Raw genomic sequence first — 20,903 nt, 5'->3', positions numbered from 1 at the left:
CGCTCCACAGATGCAGCCCGGTTACCCCGGTCAGGACCCCTACGGCCAGCAGCCGAACCAGGACCCGACCTCCCCGCAGTACGACCCGTACGGCCAGCAGCCGCAGGCGCCGCAGTACGGGCAGCAGCCCACGTCGGGCCAGCCGTACGGGCAGGACCCGTACGCCCAGCCGCCGCAGGCCCCGCAGTACGGGCAGCAGCCCACCTCGGGCCAGCCGTACGGGCAGCAGCCCACCTCCGGCCAGCCGTACGGCCAGGACCCGTACGCGCAGCAGCAGCCGTACGGCGCCGCGCCCCAGTACCCGCAGGCCGGCTACCCGACCGGCGGCGGCCAGAACAACACGCTCGGCCTGATCGGCATGATCGCCGGTATCGCCTCGATCGTGCTCGGCCTCTGCTGCCCGATCATCGGCATCCCGGCCGGCATCGCCGGCGTCGTGCTCGGCGTCATGGGCCAGAAGAAGGTCCAGGCCGGCGAGGCGAGCAACGCGGGCCAGGCCAAGGCCGCCCTCATCTGCGGCGGCATCGGCGTGGTCATCGGCATCATCAACGCCATCGCGGGCGCCGCGATCAACCTGAGCAACTTCGGTTCCTGAACCGGCTCCACGAGGGGCGTCCGGCACCGCCGGGCGCCCCTCCGCCGTTCCCGGCGCCGGTCAGTCGGCGCGGCGGGGCGGGGCGGTGGGCCGCGGCGGGGTGGGAGTGCGGGTGAGGGTGCGGCCGGCGGCGGCGCCGAGGAGGGCGCCACCGGCGATCACCAGGGTGGCCACGCCCGCCACCGGCCAGGGCGCGGGGCCGATCTCGGCCAGCCGGCCGCCGCCGAGCGGACCGCCGGAGGCCGCCGCGGCCAGGCCGAGCAGCAGCCCGGCGACCGGGCCGGCGAGCGCCGCCGGGACGAGCAGGGCAGCCCATCCGACCGGCGCGCGGTCGTCGGCCGCGACCCGCAGCAGCCGCCGGGCCAGCAGCCAGCCGGCCGCCATGGCGGCCAGCACCGGCACCGCGAGCAGCGCGCCGCCGAGCCCGTCCACCGGGCCGCGGGGCAGGCCGGCCAGCAACGGTACGGCCGGCAGCGCGCCGACGGACACCTCGCTGGTCCGCACGGCGGTGTCGGTTCCCACGGCGAACCCGGGCCCGAGGAGGTAACTGGCCGACCAGACGGTGGCGTTCGGCGCATAGGCGAGGCTCACCAGGGTGATGCCTGCCTGACCGGCCACCCCGGTCCGGTACGCCCCGATCATGTCGGCCGCGTCGCCGCCGCCGGTGGCCACGGCCAGCCCGGCCGCGCCGGCGCCCGCGCCGAGCAGCAGCAGGACGGCGACCAGACCGGTGCGCACCCCGTCGCGCAACGCCGCCGGGGAACGGCGGGCCAGCAGGACCCAGACGCCGGTGGTCCGCAGCGCGCCGACCAGGGCGGCGAGCCCGCCGAGGACCGCGAAGGTCAGCCCGGCCCGGACCGGGGACACCCGCAGCCCGCCCGCGCCGACCGCGAGCGCGGCGAGGGCGCCGAGCAACGCGTACGCGATGCCGACCGCGACGGCGACGGTGAGCGCCTGCCCGGGCGTGCGGTTGCCCCGCGCGCCGACGGCCCGGCTCACGTGCACCCCGGCGCGGGTGAGCCGCCAGACGGCGAGCGCGGTCAGGGCCAGCGGCGCCAGGCCCAGCGGCCCGGCGGAGGTCTCCAGCGGCACGCCGTGCCCGAGCAGCCAGCCGACCAGCCCGGCGCGGACCGCACCGGGCAGCGAGCCGGCGTCCTCGCTGAGCTGGGCCAGGCCGAGCACCACGGTGACCGGCAGCCACGACGTCACGGCGGCCCAGAGGGCCGCCACCCCGGCGGCGACGGGCAGCGGGGCCCGGCCGCGGGCCGGCTCCCCCGACCGGGGCGCGGGCACCCGCGGCGCCGGCCGGGCACGGCCGGACGGCCGGGTGTCGGCGGCGACCTCGGCGGCGGGGTGGCGGGGCTGGTCAGGGGTGACGCGTGACATCGGCTCTACTCTGGCATGCCGCGCGGGCGACGGCAGTCCGATACCGCCCCGGCGCCGCGGCGAGTTCCCTGATCCACCGGCTCGGCGGCCCCATCCGGTTTAGCCTCGGCCCAGGACGCGACCTTTCCTGTCGTGGCACCGACCACTCGGAGGAAGCCGTGAACGCTCCATATCCGCCGCCACCGCCGCCACCGGCCGCGGGCCGGGACCGGACCACCCTCTGGGGCGTCCTGGGGATCATCACCGGCCTGCTCTGCTGCGGCATCCTGGGCATCGTCTTCGGCTACCTGTCGATCCGGGACGCGAAGCGTTTCGGCAGGTCCCCGCTGCTAGGCTGGCTGGCCATCGCGTTCGGCGTCATCAACCTCATCGCCAGCGCCGTCATCCGGTCCCGGGGTCACTACTACTCCCCCTACTGGTACCGGTAGGAAACGTGAGGGGGCCGACCGGAACCGGTCGACCCCCTCGGCACGTCACGGGACCGCTCAGCGGCCGGACATGATCTCCCGCATCAGCTTGGCGGTCTCGGTCGGGGTCTTGCCGACCTTCACGCCGACCGCCTCCAGCGCCGACTTCTTGGCGTCGGCGGTGCCCGCCGAGCCGGAGATGATGGCGCCGGCGTGGCCCATGGTCTTGCCGGGCGGGGCGGTGAAGCCGGCGATGTAACCGACCACCGGCTTGGTGACGTTGGCCTTGATGAACTCGGCCGCCCGCTCCTCGGCGTCGCCGCCGATCTCACCGATCATGACGATCGCGTCGGTCTCCGGGTCCGCCTCGAAGGCGGCCAGGGCGTCGATGTGGGTGGTGCCGATGATCGGGTCACCACCGATGCCGACGCAGGTGGAGAAGCCGATGTCGCGCAGCTCGTACATCATCTGGTAGGTCAGCGTGCCGCTCTTGCTGACCAGACCGATCCGGCCGGAGCCGGTGATGTCGGCCGGGATGATGCCGGCGTTGGAGGCGCCCGGCGAGGCGATGCCCGGGCAGTTCGGGCCGATGATCCGGGTCCGCTCACCCTGGGCCACGTTGTATGCCCAGAATGCCGCGGTGTCGTGCACCGGCACGCCCTCGGTGATCACCACGGCCAGGTCGATGCCGGCGTCGATCGCCTCGACCACCGCGGCCTTGGTGAACTGCGGCGGCACGAAGATGACCGTGACGTCCGCCCCGGTCTCCTTCATGGCGTCCGCGACGGACGCGAACACCGGCAGCTCGGTGCCGTCGAAGTCGACCTTCTGGCCCGCCTTGCGCGGGTTCACGCCGCCGACGACGTTGGTGCCGGCGGCGAGCATCCGCCGGGTGTGCTTGGAACCCTCGGAACCGGTCATCCCCTGCACGATGACCTTGGAGTCCTTGGTCAGCCAGATAGCCATTGTCAGACCCCCGCAGCTGCCAGCTCGGCGGCCCGCTCGGCCGCGCCGTCCATGGTGTCGACCCGCTGGATCAGCGGATTGTTCGCGTCGTCGAGGATCGCCCGACCGGCCTCGGCGTTGTTGCCGTCGAGGCGGACGACGAGCGGCTTGGTGGCCTTCTCGCCGCGCTGCTCGAGGAGGGCCAGCGCCTGCACGATGCCGTTGGCGACCGCGTCGCACGCGGTGATGCCGCCGAAGACGTTGACGAAGACGCTCTTCACCGACGGGTCGGAGAGGACGATCTCCAGGCCGTTCGCCATCACCTCGGCGCTCGCGCCGCCGCCGATGTCGAGGAAGTTGGCCGGCTTGACGCCGCCGTGCCGCTCACCGGCGTACGCGACCACGTCGAGCGTGGACATGACCAGGCCCGCGCCGTTGCCGATGATGCCGACCTCGCCGTCGAGCTTGACGTAGTTGAGGTCCTTCTCCTTGGCGGCCTGCTCCAGCGGGTCCACCGACGCCTGGTCGACCAGGGCCTCGTGGTCCGGGTGCCGGAACGCGGCGTTCTCGTCGAGGGTGACCTTGGCGTCCAGCAGCAGCAGCTTGCCGTCCTTGGTCGTGGCCAGCGGGTTGACCTCCACCAGCGTGGCGTCCTCGGCGACGAACGCCTGCCACAGCTTGACCGCCACCTCGACCACCTGGTCGGCGACCTCGGCCGGGAAGCCGGCCGCGCTCACGATCTCGCGCGCCTTCGCCTCGTCCACGCCGGTGTTGGCGTCGATGGGGGCCTTGACGACCTTCTCGGGGGTGTCGGCGGCGACCTGCTCGATGTCCATGCCGCCGGCCACGCTGGCGATGCAGAGGAAGGTGCGGTTCGCCCGGTCGAGCAGGTACGAGAAGTAGTACTCCTCGGCCACGTCCGCGGTCACGGTGATCATGACCTTGTGGACCGTGTGACCCTTGATGTCCATGCCGAGGATGTCGGTGGCGCGGGCCACCGTCTCCTCCGCGCCCTCGGCCAGCTTCACGCCGCCGGCCTTGCCGCGGCCGCCGACCTTCACCTGCGCCTTGACGACCACCCGGCCGCCGAGGCGCTCGGCGATCGCGCGGGCCTCCTCCGGGGTAGTGGCGACGCCGCCGGCGAGCACGGGCAACCCGTGCCGCTCGAACAGGTCCCGCCCCTGGTACTCGTACAGGTCCACGATTGCGCGTCCCGTCCCGTCTCCGCGGCGCGCCGTCGCGCCGCCACCAGCGTTGGAAAATCAGTTTGACGCCTGTCATCAGAAGAGACAGGCCATTTGCCGCAGCCTAACGAGATGGGAACCGGCGGCAACCGAGCGGGTGCACGGTGTGCGGTAATGCACAGCCACCTCTGCGTCGCGCCGGGCTCAGCCCACCTGGCAGCGACCGGCCGCGTACCCGGCCACGGCTCGCATGATCTCGTCCTCGCTCCGGTCGGCGTGATTGACGGTGGCGGTGAAGCCGGTGCCGAAGAAGGCCTGCTGCATCCCGGAGTCGAACGCGGTGAACGCGCCCAGCCCGCTGCCGACCCGCGGGTCCCGCGGCTTCACGCAGAGCATCTTCTCCAGCCCCCAGCGCCGCAGGTAGATCCGCTCGACCGCCACCCACGGCAGCCAGATCGCCTGCCCCCGGGTCGGCCGCGTCTTGATCCACAGGCCGGCCGGCCCGAGCGCGAGCACCGGGCCGCCGGAGGAGACCAGCCAGAGCTGGAGGCCGACCGGCACCGCGAAGACGAGCATCACCACGGGGATGATGAAGAGCAGCCCGGCACCGCCGCCCTCCGACGACGCGGCGAGGCCGATCGGGCAGGCCAGCACCAGGCCCACCACGAGGGTCACCAGGCCCAGGGTCAGCGCCCGCTTGCCCAGGCTCGGCCGGACCACGAACGGCTGGTCCTCCGGAATCCGCTTCGCGGTCGGCGCGACCGGCGGCTGCCCCGGCCCGACGGGCTGGTACGCCTGCGGCCCGCCCGGCCCGGGCTGCTGATACGGCGCGTGCTGTGGATAAGGACCCGGCTGCTGATAGGGAGCGGCGGGCTGCTGGTACGGGCCCGGCCAACCGGGGCCGGGCTGTTGGGCGGGCCATCCGGCGGGCGGTGCGGGCCGGCCACCGGCGGAGTCGGGCTGCGGGTACGGCGGCTGGGTCACGGCGGACTCCCGGCGGGGTCGTCGACCGCGGGACGCGGTCCGGGCAGGCACACCTTACGGCCCGCGCCCGGGCCGCGAGGCCTCCGGGAAACGGGCCGGTCCGAGGTGCCCGGGATGCGGGCTGTCAGCCGTCCGGGGGATGTTGGGGAACAGGCGTAACCCCCTGTTGGGGGCGTCGTTGAGTCTGATGTCGGAGCGCTGGTCAGGCGCGACGACGGGAGCGGCCGATGCCCTGTCGGTCGAGGGGTGGCGGCGGGGCATCGTGCATAGAGGGGCCGGACGTGTGAGGGGTGCGTCCGGCCCCTCCCCCTGTCCGCACACGGGCGCCGAGCGGCACCTCATGAGCCGCTACGAACGTGATGTCGTGAACGACTCACACCGGATCGCCCACCAGCCGCGCGGCGCCGCCGCCGACGTCAGCTCGAAAGGCGACGTCAGTTCCAAAGGCTCTGAGGAAAGACCGGAGAACGTCCCGAGTCCGATCCGTCCACGTCATCAAGTTCGCAGCGAACGCACCGACCCCATCCGCCCGCCCCCGACAGCCAGCGCGGTTGATCAAGAAGTTTGCGTCGGGAACGCGCGCATTACTGACGCGAACTTCTTGATCGACGCGGACGGGGGCCGGAGGTCAGGCGACCGGCTGGGCGACGTTCTCCCGGACCCACTCCACGATCGACTGGGTGGTGGCGCCGGGCGTGAAGATCTTGGCGACGCCGAGCCGCTGGAGTTCCGGGATGTCGGCGTCCGGGATGATGCCCCCGCCGAAGACCACGATGTCGGCCGCGTCGCGCTCGGCGAGCAGCTCCAGGACCCGCTTGAAGAGGGTCATGTGCGCGCCGGAGAGCACCGAGAGGCCGACGGCGTCGGCGTCCTCCTGGATCGCGGTCTCCACGATCTGCTCCGGGGTCTGGTGCAGGCCGGTGTAGATGACCTCCATGCCCGCGTCCCGCAGGGCACGGGCGACCACCTTCGCGCCCCGGTCGTGGCCGTCCAGGCCGGGCTTCGCGACGACGACCCGGATACGAGAGCTCATCAGCGCACACCTTTCACCGGCTCCGGCACTCCTGACCTGAACGAACGGTAACCCGGCCCGCCGGGGGCCGGAAACCGGGGCTGCGCCTTATCGCCCAGCCTCGCACACCGGAAGCCGGACACCTCCGCCGAACGGTCACTGTCCGCGACGAACGGGCGGTTGCCGGGCCACCCGACCGGCGGCACGAGCTATGACAAGAGCGGACGGAAACGGACAGAAAGAAACGCCAATTCGGCGCTTCGGCTTGTGACAGGAGTGGCGGTTGGCTAACGTGTCCACGGTTGTCATCAGGTCCACGGACGGGTGACGACGCGACACCGGAGGTTCGGCCGAGCTTCACCGAACGGTCCGGAGTCGCATCGGATCCCCGACAACGGAGGGTGTGCGTGCGCCAGCGCCTGTCGTCTGAGCCCGATCGATATCGCGGCCGCCGCCGCGTACCCACCCCCCCGCGGAGCCGCTACGCCGCGGTGGTGACCACCGCCTTCGTGGGAGCCGGCATCGTCGCCCTCGGCGCGAACGCCCTCCCCGACGCCAAGAGCGTCAGCCCGTCGGTCCTCGACGAGCTCAAGCAGGCCTCGATCACCAGCCAGGACGCCGCCGCCCGGGCCAAGAGCGACGACCGCGCCACCCGCGACGAGCGCGGCGGCAAGACCGCCGCGGAGCAGGACACCTGGCTGCTCCCCCTGCACGGTTACGACTTCCAGTCGCCCTACGGCATGCGCTGGGGCAAGCTGCACACCGGTATCGACCTGGTCGCCCCGGAGGGCACGCCCTACCAGGCGATCCACGACGGCCAGGTCACCAAGGCCGGCTGGTTCGGCGGCTACGGCTACGCGGTGATCGTCCGGCACGCGGACGGCAGCGAGGCCATCTACGGTCACTCCTCGGCGGTCACCGTCAAGGAGGGTCAGCAGGTGAAGGCCGGCCAGCAGCTCGGCCTGGTCGGTAACACCGGCCACTCCTACGGTTCGCACCTGCACCTGGAGATCCATGTCAACGGCCAGCCGCTCGACCCCGTGCCGTGGCTCCAGGACCGCGGAGTGGACATCCAGCTCGAAGTCGAGGCAATCTACAGCGAGGTAGCCGCGTCCTGACGCTGCGTATCGCCCGTTGACCGCCCGGATCAGTCGATCCGGGCGGTTTCGTCTGTGGCGAAGTCTGCTGGGTCACAGCGACGAATGTGGCCGGCACCACAGCCGCGCATGATCCTTTTCGGCACCGAACCGACCAGAGCGGCGGAAACCCGGGCAGGTGGCGTCCCGTGCCCCGCCCGTCCTCCGGAACCCCGTACCCGGCAAGAGCACGGCCGACACCAGTATTTCGAGGTCACGTGCCCCTCGACTGATGAAGGTTTCCGTGCAGGAAGACAGCTCCATCCAGAACGAGAACACCCCGGACATCGCTCCCGCCCGGCACCGGCGCCAGCGCCCGGTCCGGCGTACCGCATATCTCGTCGTCGGCGCGGTGGCCCTGCTGGGCCTCGGTGTCGGCGGCGTCTCCGTCGCCACGGCCGACCACGGTGCCCCGACCCCCACCGCGGTGGACTTCGAGGCCCAGGCGCGCGCTGAGGCGGCCGCGCGCGCCGATCGGTCGACCCGCGAGTCGACCGCCCCGGTCACCCCTTCGGTCACCGCGTCGCCGAGCCCGAGCGCGGCCGGCCCGACGCCGACGAAGACCGCCTCGGCCAAGCCCAAGCCCAAGCCGACGCCGAAGAAGACCACCAAGCCGAAGCCGGCCTGGGTCATCCCCATGAAGGGCGCCGAGATCACCTCCTGCTACGGGCAGCGGTGGGGCACCCTGCACGCCGGTATCGACTTCGCCATGCCGGCGGGCACGCCGATCCACGCCGCCGCGGCGGGCACCGTGGTCAAGGCCGGCGACGCCGGTGACGGCTACGGCAACTCGGTCTTCATCGACCACGCCAACGGCTACCTGACCCACTACGCCCACCAGAGCCGGCTGATCGTCAGCGTCGGCGACAAGGTGAAGGCCGGCCAGGTCATCGGCTACGAGGGCGCCACCGGTGACGCCACGGGCCCGCACCTGCACTTCGAGGTGCACAAGGGCGCCATGTGGAACCAGATCGACCCGGCGCCGTTCCTGCGCGCCCGGGGCATCGACGTGGCCTGCTGACGGGCCACGGCACGAGGGAGGGGCCCGGTCCGGCGCGTCGCCGGGCCGGGCCTCACTCGACTCAGAGCTTGTCGATCGGGGCGTGCCGGAGGACCAGCCACATGGTCTGGTCGCCGAAGTCGATCTGCGCCCGGGCGCCCGGGCCCTGCCCCTCCACCGCGAGCACCCGGCCGAGGCCGTAGCGCTGGTGGTTGACCCGGTCGCCCACCGACACCTTGGGCGCCTGCTTCAGCTCGCTGGCCGTGGCCAGCCGGCTGGCGTCCACCCCGAGCCGCTTGGCGAGCTGGGTCGCCTTGGGCGTGCCCCCGGTGAAGCCGCCGCGCCCGCCGGGCACACGGTCCGCCCGGCCGCCGACGCCGCCGCCCCCACCGGCCCACGAGGTGTACGCCCCCTCGGTGCGCTCCCAGCGCACCAGCTCGGTGGGCAGTTCCTCCAGGAAGCGCGACGGCGGGTTGTAGGCCGGCGCACCCCACGCCGAGCGGGTGACCGCCCGGGACAGGTAGAGGCGCTGCCGGGCGCGGGTGATGCCCACGTAGGCCAGCCGCCGCTCCTCCTCCAGCTCCCGGGTGTCGCCCAGCGAGCGCAGGTGCGGGAAGACGCCGTCCTCCAGGCCGCTCAGGAACACCACCGGGAACTCCAGGCCCTTGGCGGTGTGCAGGGTCATCAGGGTCACCACGCCCTGGTGGTCCGGGTCGTCGGCGGGGATCTGGTCGGCGTCGGCGACGAGCGCCACCTGCTCCAGGAAGCCGGCCAGGGTGGCCCGCTCGTCCTCCGCCCCCAGCGCCTCGATCCGCTCGGTGTACTCCCGGGCGACGCTGACCAGTTCCTGGAGGTTGTCCACCCGGCCGGCGTCCTGCGGGTCGAGGCTCTCCTCCAGCTCGGCCAGGTAGCCCGAGCGGGTCAGCAGGGCCTCCAGCACCTCCTCCGGGGTGCCGGTGGCGGCCAGCTCGCGGGCGTCGTCGAGCAGCGCGACGAACTCGGCGATGCCGTTGGCCGCCCGGGTGGAGATCCCGGGGGCGTCCTTGGCCCGGCGCAGCGCCGCGCCGAAGGAGATCCGGTCGCGGCCGGCCAGCGCCTCCACGCACGCCTCGGCCCGCTCCCCGATGCCCCGGCGCGGCGTGTTGAGGATCCGGCGCAGGCTGACCGTGTCGTCGTCGTTGACCACCGCGCGCAGGTAGGCCAGCGCGTCGCGGACCTCCTTGCGCTCGTAGAAGCGCACCCCGCCGACCACCTTGTAGGGCAGGCCGACCCGGATGAACACCTCCTCGAAGACCCGGGACATGGCGTTGGTGCGGTAGAAGACGGCCACGTCGCCCGGGCGGGTGTCGCCGGCGTCGACCAGCCGGTCGATCTCCCGGGCCACCCAGTCCGCCTCGGCGTGCTCGGTGTCGGCCACGTAGCCGACGATCTGCTCGCCCGCGCCGGCGTCGCTCCACAGCCGCTTGGGCTTGCGGGAGGTGTTCCGGTCGATCACCGCGTTGGCGGCGTTGAGGATGGTCTGGGTGGAGCGGTAGTTCTGCTCCAGCAGGATCGTGCGGGCGTCGGTGAAGTCGCGCTCGAACTCCAGGATGTTGCGGATGGTGGCGCCGCGGAACGCATAGATCGACTGGTCGGCGTCACCGACCACGCACAGCTCGGCCGGCGGGACGCCCTCGGTGCCGGAGACCAGCTCCTTGATCAGCACGTACTGGGCGTGGTTGGTGTCCTGGTACTCGTCGACCAGCACGTGCCGGAACCGCCGCCGGTAGCTCTCCGCGACGTGGGGGTGCGACTGGAGCAGGTGCACCGTGGTCATGATCAGATCGTCGAAGTCCAGCGCGTGCGCCTCGCGCAGCCGCCGCTGGTAGAGCGTGTAGGCCTCGGCCAGCGCCCGCTCGTTGGGGCCCTTGGCCCGGCCGGCGAACTCCTCCGGGTCGACCAGCTCGTTCTTCAGGTTGGAGACCTGGGCGGCCAGGCCGCGCGCCGGGTGGCGCTTCGGGTCCAGGTCCAGCTCGCGGGCGACCAGCTGCATGAGCCGGCGGGAGTCGTCGGCGTCGTAGATCGAGAAGGTGGACTTCAGGCCGGCGTGCTCGTGCTCGGCGCGCAGGATCCGGACGCAGGCCGAGTGGAAGGTCGACACCCACATCAACCGGGCACGTGGGCCGACCAGCGCGGCGACCCGCTCCTTCATCTCACCGGCGGCCTTGTTGGTGAAGGTGATCGCGATGATCTCGCCGGGGTGCACGTCGCGCGCGGCGAGCAGGTAGGCGATCCGGTTGGTCAGCACCCGAGTCTTGCCGGAGCCGGCGCCGGCCACGATGAGCAGCGGCGAACCGGAGTGGGTGACCGCGTCCCGCTGGGGGCCGTTCAGGCCGGCGAGGAGGGCCTGCGGGTCCGGCCGGGCCGACGGCCTCGGGTCGCGGCGCGGCGCGGGGCCGGAGTCGTGGGTCCCGGGCCGGTGCGGCGGGGTCGCCCCGGGCTCCGGCGCGGGCGGGGACGCGGGGATGTCGAAGAGAGGATGCATCGCACCGGAAGTCTATGCCGACGGCCGGACACTTCCCGCCCGCGCGGCCCCGACGCGACGGCGACGTCACGTCCCACCTGTTGGCGGGTTTCCTTGCGCGTGCCGCCCCCGGGTCGGCATACTCGACGGCGTGTTCGGTCAGCGCTTCTACTTTTACTACGGCACCGGGAGTCCGGCAGCCGTGGGTCGCGCCTGATCACAGACCTACGAAAAGCCCCGGGCTCCTGGAGCCCGGGGCTTTTCCGTCCCGGGATCCGGGTACCGGGCCCGAGACCCCGAGGGGTACGACGATGATGACTGACGTGGTGGAGTCCAGCGGCAGCCTGGCGCCGCACGACCGGACCGCCGACGGTGACCCGACCGGGGCCGCGGCGGCCCGGACCGGCACCGACGACTCGGCGGCGGCCGAGCGGATCAGCGAGATCCGGGAGCGGATCGACGAGATCGACCGCACCATCATCGCCCTCTGGCAGGAGCGGGCCGCGCTCTCCCAGGAGGTCGGGGCCACGCGGATGGCCTCCGGCGGCACCCGGCTGGTGCTCTCCCGCGAGCGGGAGATCCTGGAGCGGTTCCGCCAGGCGCTCGGCGCGGACGGCACCCAGCTCGCGCTCCTGCTGCTGCGTGCCGGCCGCGGACCGCTGTGAGGGGCCCCGGCGGGCGGCCCGGCAGCCCGCCGGATACGACGAACCGCCTGCCGGCGTCGGGCTGACGCCGGCAGGCGGTCCGGGGTGGATCAGGCCGCCTCGTGGGTGGCGACGATCTCCCGCTTCTCCGCGAAGTGGCAGGCGCTCGGGTGGTCCGAGCCCGGCCGGATCTGAAGCAGCGGCACCTCCTGGGCGCAGATGTCCTGCGCCTTCCAGCACCGGGTGCGGAACCGGCAGCCCGAGGGCGGGCTGACCGGCGAGGGGACGTCACCCTGGAGCCGGATGATCGCCTTGCTCTCCCGCACGGTCGGGTCCGGCACCGGCACGGCCGACAGCAGCGCCTGGGTGTACGGGTGGGTCGGCCGCTCGTAGATCTCGTCCTCGGTGCCGACCTCCACCATCTTGCCCAGGTACATCACGGCGACCCGGTCGGAGAGGTGGCGCACGACCGACAGGTCGTGGGCGATGAAGACGTACGAGAGGCCGAACTCGGCCTGGAGCTTCTCCAGCAGGTTCATCACCTGCGCCTGGATCGACACGTCCAGGGCCGACACCGGCTCGTCGCAGACGATGACCTCGGGCCGCAGGGCCAGCGCCCGGGCGATGCCGATGCGCTGCCGCTGGCCGCCGGAGAACTGGTGCGGGTACCGGTTGATGTGCTCCGGGTTGAGGCCGACCAGGTCGAGCAGTTCCTTGACCTTGTCCCGGCGGGACCGCCGCGGAGCCACCTCGGGGTGGATCTCGAACGGCTCGCCGATCAGGTCACCGACCGTCATGCGCGGGTTCAGCGAGGTGTACGGGTCCTGCATCACCAGCTGGATCTGCCGGCGGAGGCGCCGCAGCGCGCCGCCGGAGAGCTTGGAGATGTCCTGGCCCTTGTAGAGCACCTGGCCGGCGGTCGGCTTCTCCAGGTTCATCAGCACCCGGGCGAGCGTCGACTTGCCGCAGCCGGACTCACCGACCACGCCCAGCGTCTCGCCGGCCTTCAGGTCGAAGGAGACGCCGTCGACCGCCTTGACGTGACCGATGGTCTTCTTGAACACCACACCCCGGGTCACGGGGTAGTGCTTGACCAGGTCACGGACCTCGATGATGTTCTCAGTCACGGTTCACGAGCTCCTCGGCGAAGTGGCAGGCGCTGGCCCGGCCGCGGCCCAACTGCAGAAGCGGGGGCACCTTCTCCCGGCACACCGGCTGCGCCATGGGGCAGCGCGGGTTGAAGGCGCAGCCCGGCGGGATGTTCATCAGGTTCGGCGGGAGGCCCTTGATGGTACGGAGCTCCTGCCCCTTCTCGTCCATCCGCGGGATCGAGTTGAGCAGGCCGAGGGTGTACGGGTGCGCCGGCTTGGCGTACAGGTCGTACACGTCGGCTTCCTCGACGATCCGGCCGGCGTACATGACCGCGATCCGGTCCGCGACGTCGGCGACCACGCCGAGGTCATGGGTGATCAGGATCATGCCCATCTGCCGCTCCCGCTGGAGCTCACCGAGCAGGTCCATGATCTGGGCCTGCACGGTCACGTCCAGCGCGGTGGTGGGCTCGTCGGCGATCAGCACCTCGGGGTCGAGCGCCAGCGACATGGCGATCATGGCGCGCTGCCGCATACCGCCGGAGAACTGGTGCGGGTAGTTGCTGTACCGGCCCTTGGCGTTCGGGATCTTCACCTGGTCGAGCATCTCGATCGCGCGCTTCTTGGCGTCCGAGCGGCTCATGCCGCGCCGGATGCGGAACTGCTCGGCGATCTGGAAGCCGACGGTGAAAACCGGGTTGAGGGCGGAGAGCGAGTCCTGGAAGATCATCGCAATGCCTTCACCACGGATCCGGCGCCGCTGCTCGGGGGACATCTTGAGCATGTCCTTGCCGTGGAAGCGGACCTGGCCCCCGGTGACGAAGCCGGGCGGGGTGTCGAGGATGCCCATGATGGTCTGCGCGGTGACGCTCTTGCCGGAGCCGGACTCGCCGAGCACGGCGAGGGTCTCCCCCGCGTCGACGTGGTACGTGACCCCGTTGATGACCTTGGCGACACCGTCCCGGGTGCGGAACTCCACCCGCAGGCCGTCGACCTCGAGCAGGCGGCCCGAGGGGCGGCCGGATCCGTCGGCGCCCGGCGCGGACTGCTCGGACACGAGAATGTCGGACAACTCAGTTCCCCTATCGGAGCTTCGGGTCGAGGGCCTCGCGGACCGCCTCGCCGAGCATCACGAAGCTCAGCACGGCGATGACGAGGAACGCGGAGGGGAAGAACAGCAGGAACGGCGAGACCCGGATGTAGTTCTGCGCCTCGCTGATCATGATGCCCCAGGAGACCACCGGGCTCTTCAGGCCGATGCCCAGGAAGGACAGCGTGGCCTCCGCGCCGATGAACGAGCCGACCATGATCGTGCCGTAGACCAGCAGCGGGGCCAGGCAGTTCGGCAGCAGGTGCTTGAGGATGATCCGGCCGGTGCCGGCGCCCAGCGCGCGGGCCGCCACGATGTAGTCGGCCTCCTTGGTGGCGAGCACCGAGGAGCGCATGAGGCGCATGACGACCGGCCAGCTCAGCACGGTCAGGGACAGGATGACCAGCCCCATGATCGTCCACTCACCGTTGTCGGTGCCCGAGCCGTTGAACGTGGTCAGGATGACGATCGAGCCGAGCACGAACGGCAGGCCGAAGAAGATGTCCGCGATCCGGGAGAGCACGGCGTCCACCCAGCCGCCGCGGTAGCCGGCGATGATGCCCATCGCGCCACCGAACAGCAGGGTGCCGATGGTCGACAGCAGCGCCACCACGATCGAGGCGCGGGCGCCGTAGATCACCCGGGCGTACACGTCGCGGCCCTGCACGTCGTAGCCGAACCAGGCGTCGGCCGACGGCTCGACCCGGCTGCGGGACAGCGCGCCGTTGACGGCGTCGCCGGAGGTGAACAGCGACGGGAAGGCCGCCATCACCACGAAGAGCACGATGAAGGTGGCGGAGATCCAGAACAGCGGCTTGCGGCGCAGGTCGCGCCAGGCGTCGCCGAGCAGGCCGCGGGGCTTCTGCGACTTCTGCGCGTTCTCCGGCAGGCCGGCGTTGGTGGGCGCGCCGGAACCGGCCTCGGTCGGCATGGTCGCGGGCGGCGTCGAGACGATCGACGCGGTACTCGGGTCACTCATAGCGGATCCTCGGGTCCAGGGCGGCGTAGAGCAGGTCCACCAGCAGGTTCATCACGAGATAGACGACCACCAGCACCACCACGATGCCGACAACGGTAGCGCTTTCCTTGGTGACGATCGCCCGGAGCACCTGGCGGCCGATGCCGTTGATGCCGAAGATGCCCTCGGTGATGATCGCGCCGCCCATCAGGGCGCCGAGGTCGGTGCCGAGCAGGGTGACGACCGGGATGAGCGAGTTGCGCAGCAGGTGCACGCCGACGACCCGGCGCATGGGCAGGCCTTTGGCGATGGCGGTGCGGACGTAGTCGGCCCGCCGGTTCTCGGCGATGCTGGTGCGCGCCACCCGGGCGATGTACGCCATCGAGGCGCTACCGAGCACGAAGCCCGGCACGATCAGCTCGCTGAACCGCATCTCGTTGGAAACGGTGGGGTTGATGATCCCCCACTTGACGCCGAGGAGCCACTGGAGCACGAAGCCGATGACGAAGACCGGCAGCGCGATCAGGAAGAGGGTGGAGATCAGGACCAGGTTGTCCAGGAAGCCGTTGCGCCGAAGGCCGGTGAGGACGCCCGCGCCGAGACCGATGATGGCCTCGATGGCGAGCGCGACCACCGCCAGCTTCAGGGTGTTCGGGTACGACGTGGAGATGATGTCGCTGATCTCGCGACCGCCGAACGTGATACCGAAGTCGCCCTGGAAAAGGTTCTTCATGTAGCTGGCGTACTGCACCCAGATCGAATCGTCGAGATGGTATTTCTCGGTCATCATGGCCCGGTAGTTCGGGGGGCAACCGCGGTCGCCGCACTTGCCGGCGAAGGGGTCGCCCGGCACCGACCAGACGAGCCAGTAGATCAGGAACGTCGTACCGATGAAGACCGGCACGAGTTGCAGCAGCCGTCTCAACAGATAACGGCCCATGGGGTGGTCCTCCAGACAGGGGGCGCGTCGGACGGCCGACACGGATGGTGACAACGTGCGAGGGGTTTGTTGTACACCCCCTCGCGGAACGGCCCCGGGTCGGGCTCACCGGTAGGCGAGCCCGACCCGGGGTCAGACCGTTCGGATCAGAGCTCGACCGAGGTGATGTCGAGCTCGCCGACGTTGGTCAGCTCCATCTTCTTGATCTTCTCCGAGTGGCCGGACTGCTGGCCACCGAAGTAGATCGGCATCGACGGGACGTCCTGGTCGATGAGCTCGACGGCCTTGGCGAACTTCTCGTGGGCCTGGTCGAGGCTGGGGGCCGACGAGGCCTCCTTGGCGAGGGCGTCCACCTGCGGGTTGCTGTACTTGCCGTCGTTCGAGGAACCGCCGGTCACGTAGAGCGGGTTGATCCAGTTCTCCACGTCCGGGTAGTCCTGCTGCCAGCCGGCCCGGTAGGCACCGGTCATCTTGTAGGCGTTGATGTTCGCCCGGAAGACCGCGAAGGTCGGCACACCCACGGCGACGGCGTCGATGCCCAGGTTGGTCTTGATCTGCTGGGCGACGGCCTCCATCCACTCCTTGTGGCTGGCGTCCGCGTTGTACGACAGGGTCAGCTTGCCCTGGAAGCCACCGGCCTGCTGGAGCAGCTGCTTGGCCTGGGTCGGGTCGAACTTGCAGGCGGTGCAGTTGCCCGGCTTGGCACCCGGGGTCAGCGGGTTGGCCCAGCTGTCGGCCGGCTTCCGGTTACCGAAGAAGATCTTGTCGGTGATCTCCTGGCGGTTGATCGACAGCGAGATGGCGCGACGCAGGTTCTTGTCCTGGAAGCGCTTGTCGTAGATCGGGAAGGCGATGATGCCGGTCGACGGGGTGGTCGACGAAATCGCCCGCTCGCCCAGGTCGGTCTTCCACTTGTCACCGGCCAGCGAGGAGACCGGGACCTGCTGCTGGAAGTCCAGGTTGCCGGCGAGCAGGTCGTTGTAGGCCGCCGTGTCGTCCTGGTAGATCTTGACGGTGACGTCCTTGACCTTCATCTTGTCGCGCAGGCTGTAGTCGTCGAAGCGGGTGAGCTTGATCTCGACGTCGTCCTGCCAGGAGACGAGCTTGACCGGGCCGTTACCGATCGGCTTCTTGCCGAACTCCGCCGGGGTGGTGGAGAAGAAGGCGTCCGGCAGCGGCATGAAGGCGCTGTAGCCGAGCTTGGTCGGGAACACGGCGGTCGGCGCGGAGAGCGTGACCTCGAAGTTCCAGTCGTCGACGACCTTCAGGCCGGAGAGCTCCTTGGCCTTCGGCTCCGGTGCCTTCTTCGGGCCGTCCGGGCCGTCCGGGTCCTCGGTGTAGGTGTCGGCGAAGCCCTGGATGTCGGCGAAGAACGAGGCGTTCTGCGCGCCGTTCGGGCCGTAGGCCGCCCAGTTCCAGGCCTTCACGAAGTTCTCGGCCTTGACGGTGGTGCCGTCGTGGAACTTGGTGTTCTGCTTGATCTTGATCTTGAAGACCTTGGAGTCGCTCGTCTCGATCGACTCGGCCAGCAGGTTCTGCGGCGCCCCACCGTTGTTGGGGTACTCGACCAGACCGCTCCACATCCAGTCAATGATCTTGCCACCACCGGTCTCGGTGGTGTTCGCCGGAACCAGGGGGTTCTCCGGCTGGGTGCCGTCGATGACGATCGCGCCGTCCTTGCTGGCGCCGGCGTCGCCACCGTCGTCGTTGCCGCTGGAGCAGCCGGACGCGATGAGCGCGAACGCCGCGCCCACCGCGAGCGCGCCGCTCGCCCGCTTCGAGACTCTCATTCCGAGGGGCCTCCTCTTTCTAACCTGGTTCCGTCGTGGGTTTCACGCACGTTTTGGGGGGTGACACCGCCGACGACCCGAACCACAGGACGCCGGTTTACCGCAGAGGAAATCGGGACACCCCAGGGGGACCGATCCGCCGGGCGCCACACCCTTCGACGCAGACACCGCGCAGGGTCGACGGCCACGCGCGGCGCGCGGAGGCGGCGTCACGTGGTCGGCGGGCCCGACGGGGTGCCTCACACCGGGGGGTGAGGTGCTGCCACTGTGACACTCACCAGCCCTTTGCGTGAAGGTGCCGTTATCAAGCCGTTAGTTGCCCGCCACGTTGCCGATACTTGAGAAAAGATCATGAAACGCCCGTGTCGCACCCTGCTGAACAGGTAAGACACGACCAGACGGGACGAGACCACCCGCGTAGGCTCGGCACCGTGAGCTTCCCCGCGTCCGCTCCGGTGCTGCCCGACGTCCGCAGAGCCCTCGCGGTTTTTGCCCATCCGGACGATGTCGACTTCGGCTGTGCGGGCACCATCGCCGGCTGGGTGGATGAGGGTATCGACGTGGCGTACCTCATCGCCACCCGGGGCGACTCCGGCGGCTTCGACGACACGCCGCGCGAGGAGATGCCGGCCCGGCGCGAGGCGGAGCAGCGCACGGCGGCCGCCGCGGTCGGCGTCCACCGGGTCGACTTCCTCGACGGCCACACCGACGGCCTGCTCAGCCCCAGCCTGACGCTGCGCCGGCAGATCAGCGCCGCGATCCGCCGGTTCCGGCCGGACCGGGTGCTGACCAGCTCGCCGCTGCGACGCTGGGAACACCTGACCGGCCCGAGCCACCCCGACCACCTGGCCGTCGGCGAGGCCGCCACCTGCGCCGTCTACCCCGACGCGCGCAACCGCTTCGCCTTCCCCGAACTGCTCGACGAGGGGCTGGAGCCGTGGGTGGTCCGGGAGATCTGGTACGCGGGCGGGCCCGCCCCGGACCACGCCGTCGACGTGACCGACCGGATCGACCGCAAGATCGCCGCGATGGAGGCGCACCGGTCGCAGACCGCGCACCTGGACGTGCCGACCTGGGTCCGCGACCGGCTCACCACCGTGGCCGACAACGCCGGCCTGCCACCGGGCCGGCTGGCCGAGGCGTTCACCGTGCTGCGCACCACGGAGTGACGCCCCGGGCCGGCGGAGCGGTCAGACCAGCCGGCGGTCGGCGGCCCAGCGGGACAGCTCGTAGCGGTTGGACATCTGGAGCTTGCGCAACACGTTGGAGACGTGAGTCTCGACCGTCTTGATCGAGATGTAGAGCTCCCGGGCGATCTCCTTGTACGCGTACCCGCGGGCGAGCAGCCGGAGCACCTCGCGCTCCCGGTTGGTGAGCTGGTCCAGCTCGGGGTCGGCCACCGGCGCGTCCGGCCGGGACGCGAAGGCGTCCAGCACGAAACCGGCCAGCCGCGGGCTGAACACCGCGTCCCCGTCGGCCACCCGCCGGATCGCGTCGGTCAGCTCCTCCGGCGAGATGGTCTTCGTGACGTAGCCCCGGGCACCCGCCCGGATCAGCCCGATCACGTCCTCGGCGGCGTCGGACACGCTCAGCGCGAGGAACCGCACCTGCGGGTGCGTACGCCGCATGGCCTCCAGCACCGCCCGGCCGCCGCCGTCGGGCATGTGCACGTCGAGCAGCACCACGTCCGGCTGCATCGCCGCGATGCGGCTGACGGCCTCCGCCACCGTGCTGGCCTCGCCGACCACCTCGACGCGCGCGCCGAGTTCGGCGCGGACGCCGGCCCGGAACATCGCGTGGTCGTCGACGAGGAACACGCGCAGCCGCCCGTCCCGGGGCGCCGCGCCCTCGACCGGTTCCTGCTCGACCATGGTCATCTGTCCCTTTCCGCCGTGGAGCCGGAGCCGCTGATCGGCAGGATCAGCCGGACCTCGGTCCCTTCCCCCGGCTCGGACCGGATCTCCGCCCGGCCACCGTGCCGCTTCATCCGTCCGATGATCGAACCCCGGACCCCGTGCCGGTGATCCTCCACCGTATCCGGGTCGAAGCCCTTGCCCCGGTCCCGGATGAAGGCGCTCACCTGCTCCGGCTCCACCTCGGCATAGAGCGAGACGGTGCGCACCTCGGCGTGCCGGGCCGCGTTGACCAGCGCCTCCCGGGCCGCGGCGACCAGCGCGCCGACCCGCTCGTCGGTCTCCCGGTCGCCGACCACCACCGTCTCCACGGTGATGGCGAAGGTGTCCTCCACCTCGGCGGCGGCCTGCTCCAGGGCGGCCGCGAAGCGCTCGGTCGGGGAGGCGGTCGGCTTGTAGAGCCAGTTCCGCAGCGAACGCTCCTGGCCCCGGGCGAGCCGCTGCACCGTCTTGACGTCGGCGGCGTTGCGCTGGATCAGGGCGAGGGTGTGCAGCACCTGGTCGTGCACCATGGCGGCCAGCTCGGCCCGCTCCTGCTCCCGGATCCGCCCCTCGCGCTCCGAGCGGAGCTGGTTCCAGGTGCGCCAGAGCACCGGGCCCGTCACCACGCCCACGCCGGCCAGCCCGACCAGCGCGAAGATGATGCCGTTGAGCACCGCGTCGAAGTTCTGCGCCGGCGAGTAGACCGCCGCCACGCCGATGATGCCGACCGCGACGAGCACGCCGCCGCCGATGAAGCGGAGCACGAACGCGCGCCGGTCGCTCTCCTCCACCACCGCGCCCAGCCAGGGCACCGCCATCGAGCCGCCCCACTGCCGGCGGCGCTCCGGCGCCGACTGGTGCCAGATGACACCGGCCCCGACCGCGATGATGGCGACCAGCCAGCCGGCGGTGCCGGCCGCGCCCACCGAGTCGAACGCGACGACCTGGAGCAGCAGCACGCCCAGCCCGATGGCCACGAACGGCAGCAGCTGGGCGAGGTCGCGGCGGGGCGGGACGGCGGTGTCACCGGGCCGCGGCGGGACGACCGCCCAGAAGGCGGCGTAGAGCAGCAGCCCCAGACCGCTCAGCCCGAGCAGCACCATGAAGGCGACCCGGACCCGGAGCACCGAGATGCCCAGGTGCTCGGCGATGCCGGCGGCCACCCCGGCGGCCAGCCGGTGCTCGGTGGCCCGGTAGAGGCGCGGGGGGTGCGGGGTCACGGTGCTGCTGATCGGAGGCTCCCGGGTCGGGGACGGCGTGCCGGCGGCGGCCGACATCCCGATCGTCACACGGCCGTACCGCCCCGGACCACGGGGACGCCCCGGACATTCGCGGCCCCGGGA

19 protein-coding genes are annotated in these 20,903 nt (G+C 71.4%); 6 read left to right on the top strand and 13 right to left on the bottom strand.

Annotated elements, in window-relative coordinates; genetic code table 11:
- Positions 1-10: 10 nt before the first annotated feature.
- On the top strand, positions 11-595 hold the full coding sequence (locus ABZW14_RS26390; protein ID WP_355351360.1) for a hypothetical protein: 585 nt from the start codon (positions 11-13) through the stop codon (positions 593-595).
- 60 nt (positions 596-655) lie between these two features.
- Here ABZW14_RS26390 and ABZW14_RS26385 read toward each other — a convergent pair whose 3' ends face one another.
- Positions 656-1,981, bottom strand: a complete 1,326-nt coding sequence (locus ABZW14_RS26385; RefSeq protein WP_355351358.1) for a DUF6350 family protein — start codon at positions 1,979-1,981, stop codon at positions 656-658.
- 158 nt (positions 1,982-2,139) lie between these two features.
- On the opposite strand from ABZW14_RS26385, the gene ABZW14_RS26380 reads away from it, so the two are divergent.
- Positions 2,140-2,409 carry a DUF4190 domain-containing protein gene (locus ABZW14_RS26380; RefSeq protein WP_355351356.1) on the top strand — a complete coding sequence of 90 codons (270 nt, stop codon included), beginning with the start codon at positions 2,140-2,142 and terminating at the stop codon, positions 2,407-2,409.
- 57 nt (positions 2,410-2,466) lie between these two features.
- On the opposite strand, the gene sucD is transcribed toward ABZW14_RS26380, so the two are convergent.
- From sucD to ABZW14_RS26360, 4 genes are all read right to left on the bottom strand, one after another.
- On the bottom strand, positions 2,467-3,354 hold the full coding sequence (gene sucD / locus ABZW14_RS26375) for a succinate--CoA ligase subunit alpha (protein ID WP_355351354.1): 888 nt from the start codon (positions 3,352-3,354) through the stop codon (positions 2,467-2,469).
- 2 nt (positions 3,355-3,356) lie between these two features.
- On the bottom strand, positions 3,357-4,535 hold the full coding sequence (gene sucC, locus ABZW14_RS26370) for an ADP-forming succinate--CoA ligase subunit beta (RefSeq protein WP_355351352.1): 1,179 nt from the start codon (positions 4,533-4,535) through the stop codon (positions 3,357-3,359).
- 186 nt (positions 4,536-4,721) lie between these two features.
- Complete coding sequence (locus ABZW14_RS26365; protein WP_355351350.1) at positions 4,722-5,501, bottom strand: hypothetical protein; 780 nt, start codon at positions 5,499-5,501, stop codon at positions 4,722-4,724.
- 628 nt (positions 5,502-6,129) lie between these two features.
- Positions 6,130-6,534: a cobalamin B12-binding domain-containing protein gene (locus ABZW14_RS26360; RefSeq protein WP_091318208.1), complete on the bottom strand. Its 405-nt coding sequence runs from the start codon at positions 6,532-6,534 to the stop codon at positions 6,130-6,132.
- A gap of 386 nt (positions 6,535-6,920) precedes the next feature.
- Between ABZW14_RS26360 and ABZW14_RS26355 the strand changes: the two genes are divergently transcribed.
- Positions 6,921-7,631, top strand: a complete 711-nt coding sequence (locus ABZW14_RS26355; RefSeq protein ID WP_355351348.1) for a M23 family metallopeptidase — start codon at positions 6,921-6,923, stop codon at positions 7,629-7,631.
- Between the two features lie 250 nt (positions 7,632-7,881).
- Positions 7,882-8,670: a M23 family metallopeptidase gene (locus ABZW14_RS26350; protein ID WP_355351346.1), complete on the top strand. Its 789-nt coding sequence runs from the start codon at positions 7,882-7,884 to the stop codon at positions 8,668-8,670.
- A gap of 61 nt (positions 8,671-8,731) precedes the next feature.
- On the opposite strand, the gene pcrA is transcribed toward ABZW14_RS26350, so the two are convergent.
- The gene (gene pcrA / locus ABZW14_RS26345; protein ID WP_355351344.1) at positions 8,732-11,173 is read right to left on the bottom strand and encodes a DNA helicase PcrA; all 2,442 of its coding nucleotides are present in this window, start codon (positions 11,171-11,173) and stop codon (positions 8,732-8,734) included.
- A gap of 290 nt (positions 11,174-11,463) precedes the next feature.
- Here pcrA and ABZW14_RS26340 point away from each other — a divergent pair, with 290 nt between their 5' ends.
- A complete protein-coding gene (locus tag ABZW14_RS26340; RefSeq protein ID WP_355351342.1) occupies positions 11,464-11,817 on the top strand; it encodes a chorismate mutase in 354 nt (117 codons plus the stop codon).
- An 89-nt stretch (positions 11,818-11,906) separates the two neighbouring features.
- Here ABZW14_RS26340 and ABZW14_RS26335 read toward each other — a convergent pair whose 3' ends face one another.
- From ABZW14_RS26335 to ABZW14_RS26315, 5 genes are all read right to left on the bottom strand, one after another.
- Complete coding sequence (locus ABZW14_RS26335) at positions 11,907-12,923, bottom strand: dipeptide ABC transporter ATP-binding protein (RefSeq protein ID WP_355351340.1); 1,017 nt, start codon at positions 12,921-12,923, stop codon at positions 11,907-11,909.
- Positions 12,916-13,944, bottom strand: coding sequence for an ABC transporter ATP-binding protein (locus ABZW14_RS26330; protein ID WP_107076493.1), 1,029 nt, complete (start codon positions 13,942-13,944; stop codon positions 12,916-12,918). Before ABZW14_RS26330 ends, ABZW14_RS26335 begins: the two co-directional genes overlap by 8 nt.
- Before the next feature lie 25 nt (positions 13,945-13,969).
- Positions 13,970-14,956, bottom strand: a complete 987-nt coding sequence (locus tag ABZW14_RS26325; protein ID WP_355351338.1) for an ABC transporter permease — start codon at positions 14,954-14,956, stop codon at positions 13,970-13,972.
- The gene (locus ABZW14_RS26320; protein WP_355351336.1) at positions 14,949-15,875 is read right to left on the bottom strand and encodes an ABC transporter permease; all 927 of its coding nucleotides are present in this window, start codon (positions 15,873-15,875) and stop codon (positions 14,949-14,951) included. The genes ABZW14_RS26325 and ABZW14_RS26320 overlap by 8 nt, the downstream gene beginning before the upstream one ends.
- Positions 15,876-16,021: 146 nt before the next feature.
- Positions 16,022-17,665, bottom strand: coding sequence for an ABC transporter substrate-binding protein (locus ABZW14_RS26315; RefSeq protein WP_355351334.1), 1,644 nt, complete (start codon positions 17,663-17,665; stop codon positions 16,022-16,024).
- Positions 17,666-18,096: 431 nt separating this feature from the next.
- Here ABZW14_RS26315 and ABZW14_RS26310 point away from each other — a divergent pair, with 431 nt between their 5' ends.
- Positions 18,097-18,834 (top strand): PIG-L deacetylase family protein, encoded by a 738-nt coding sequence (locus ABZW14_RS26310; protein ID WP_355351332.1) that lies wholly within the window; start codon positions 18,097-18,099, stop codon positions 18,832-18,834.
- Between the two features lie 21 nt (positions 18,835-18,855).
- Here ABZW14_RS26310 and ABZW14_RS26305 read toward each other — a convergent pair whose 3' ends face one another.
- Complete coding sequence (locus tag ABZW14_RS26305) at positions 18,856-19,536, bottom strand: response regulator transcription factor (RefSeq protein WP_091263104.1); 681 nt, start codon at positions 19,534-19,536, stop codon at positions 18,856-18,858.
- 2 nt (positions 19,537-19,538) lie between these two features.
- Positions 19,539-20,837 carry a PspC domain-containing protein gene (locus ABZW14_RS26300; protein WP_355351456.1) on the bottom strand — a complete coding sequence of 433 codons (1,299 nt, stop codon included), beginning with the start codon at positions 20,835-20,837 and terminating at the stop codon, positions 19,539-19,541.
- Positions 20,838-20,903 lie beyond the last annotated feature (66 nt).

The organism is Micromonospora sp. NPDC004551, from assembly GCF_040609975.1.
Taxonomy (GTDB): Bacteria; Actinomycetota; Actinomycetes; order Mycobacteriales; family Micromonosporaceae; genus Micromonospora.
This window is presented reverse-complemented; position numbering and strand designations above follow the sequence as displayed.

What these genes read in the sequence shown, in the direction of transcription:
- ABZW14_RS26300 (WP_355351456.1), bottom strand. Translation starts at nt 20,837, where the DNA reads ATGTCGGCCGCCGCCGGCACGCCGTCCCCGACCCGGGAGCCTCCGATC.
- ABZW14_RS26325 (WP_355351338.1), bottom strand. Translation starts at nt 14,956, where the DNA reads ATGAGTGACCCGAGTACCGCGTCGATCGTCTCGACGCCGCCCGCGACC.
- ABZW14_RS26340 (WP_355351342.1), top strand. Translation starts at nt 11,464, where the DNA reads ATGATGACTGACGTGGTGGAGTCCAGCGGCAGCCTGGCGCCGCACGAC.
- ABZW14_RS26385 (WP_355351358.1), bottom strand. Translation starts at nt 1,981, where the DNA reads ATGTCACGCGTCACCCCTGACCAGCCCCGCCACCCCGCCGCCGAGGTC.
- ABZW14_RS26360 (WP_091318208.1), bottom strand. Translation starts at nt 6,534, where the DNA reads ATGAGCTCTCGTATCCGGGTCGTCGTCGCGAAGCCCGGCCTGGACGGC.
- ABZW14_RS26320 (WP_355351336.1), bottom strand. Translation starts at nt 15,875, where the DNA reads ATGGGCCGTTATCTGTTGAGACGGCTGCTGCAACTCGTGCCGGTCTTC.
- ABZW14_RS26390 (WP_355351360.1), top strand. Translation starts at nt 11, where the DNA reads ATGCAGCCCGGTTACCCCGGTCAGGACCCCTACGGCCAGCAGCCGAAC.
- ABZW14_RS26315 (WP_355351334.1), bottom strand. Translation starts at nt 17,665, where the DNA reads ATGAGAGTCTCGAAGCGGGCGAGCGGCGCGCTCGCGGTGGGCGCGGCG.
- sucD (WP_355351354.1), bottom strand. Translation starts at nt 3,354, where the DNA reads ATGGCTATCTGGCTGACCAAGGACTCCAAGGTCATCGTGCAGGGGATG.
- pcrA (WP_355351344.1), bottom strand. Translation starts at nt 11,173, where the DNA reads ATGCATCCTCTCTTCGACATCCCCGCGTCCCCGCCCGCGCCGGAGCCC.
- ABZW14_RS26305 (WP_091263104.1), bottom strand. Translation starts at nt 19,536, where the DNA reads ATGGTCGAGCAGGAACCGGTCGAGGGCGCGGCGCCCCGGGACGGGCGG.
- ABZW14_RS26350 (WP_355351346.1), top strand. Translation starts at nt 7,882, where the DNA reads ATGAAGGTTTCCGTGCAGGAAGACAGCTCCATCCAGAACGAGAACACC.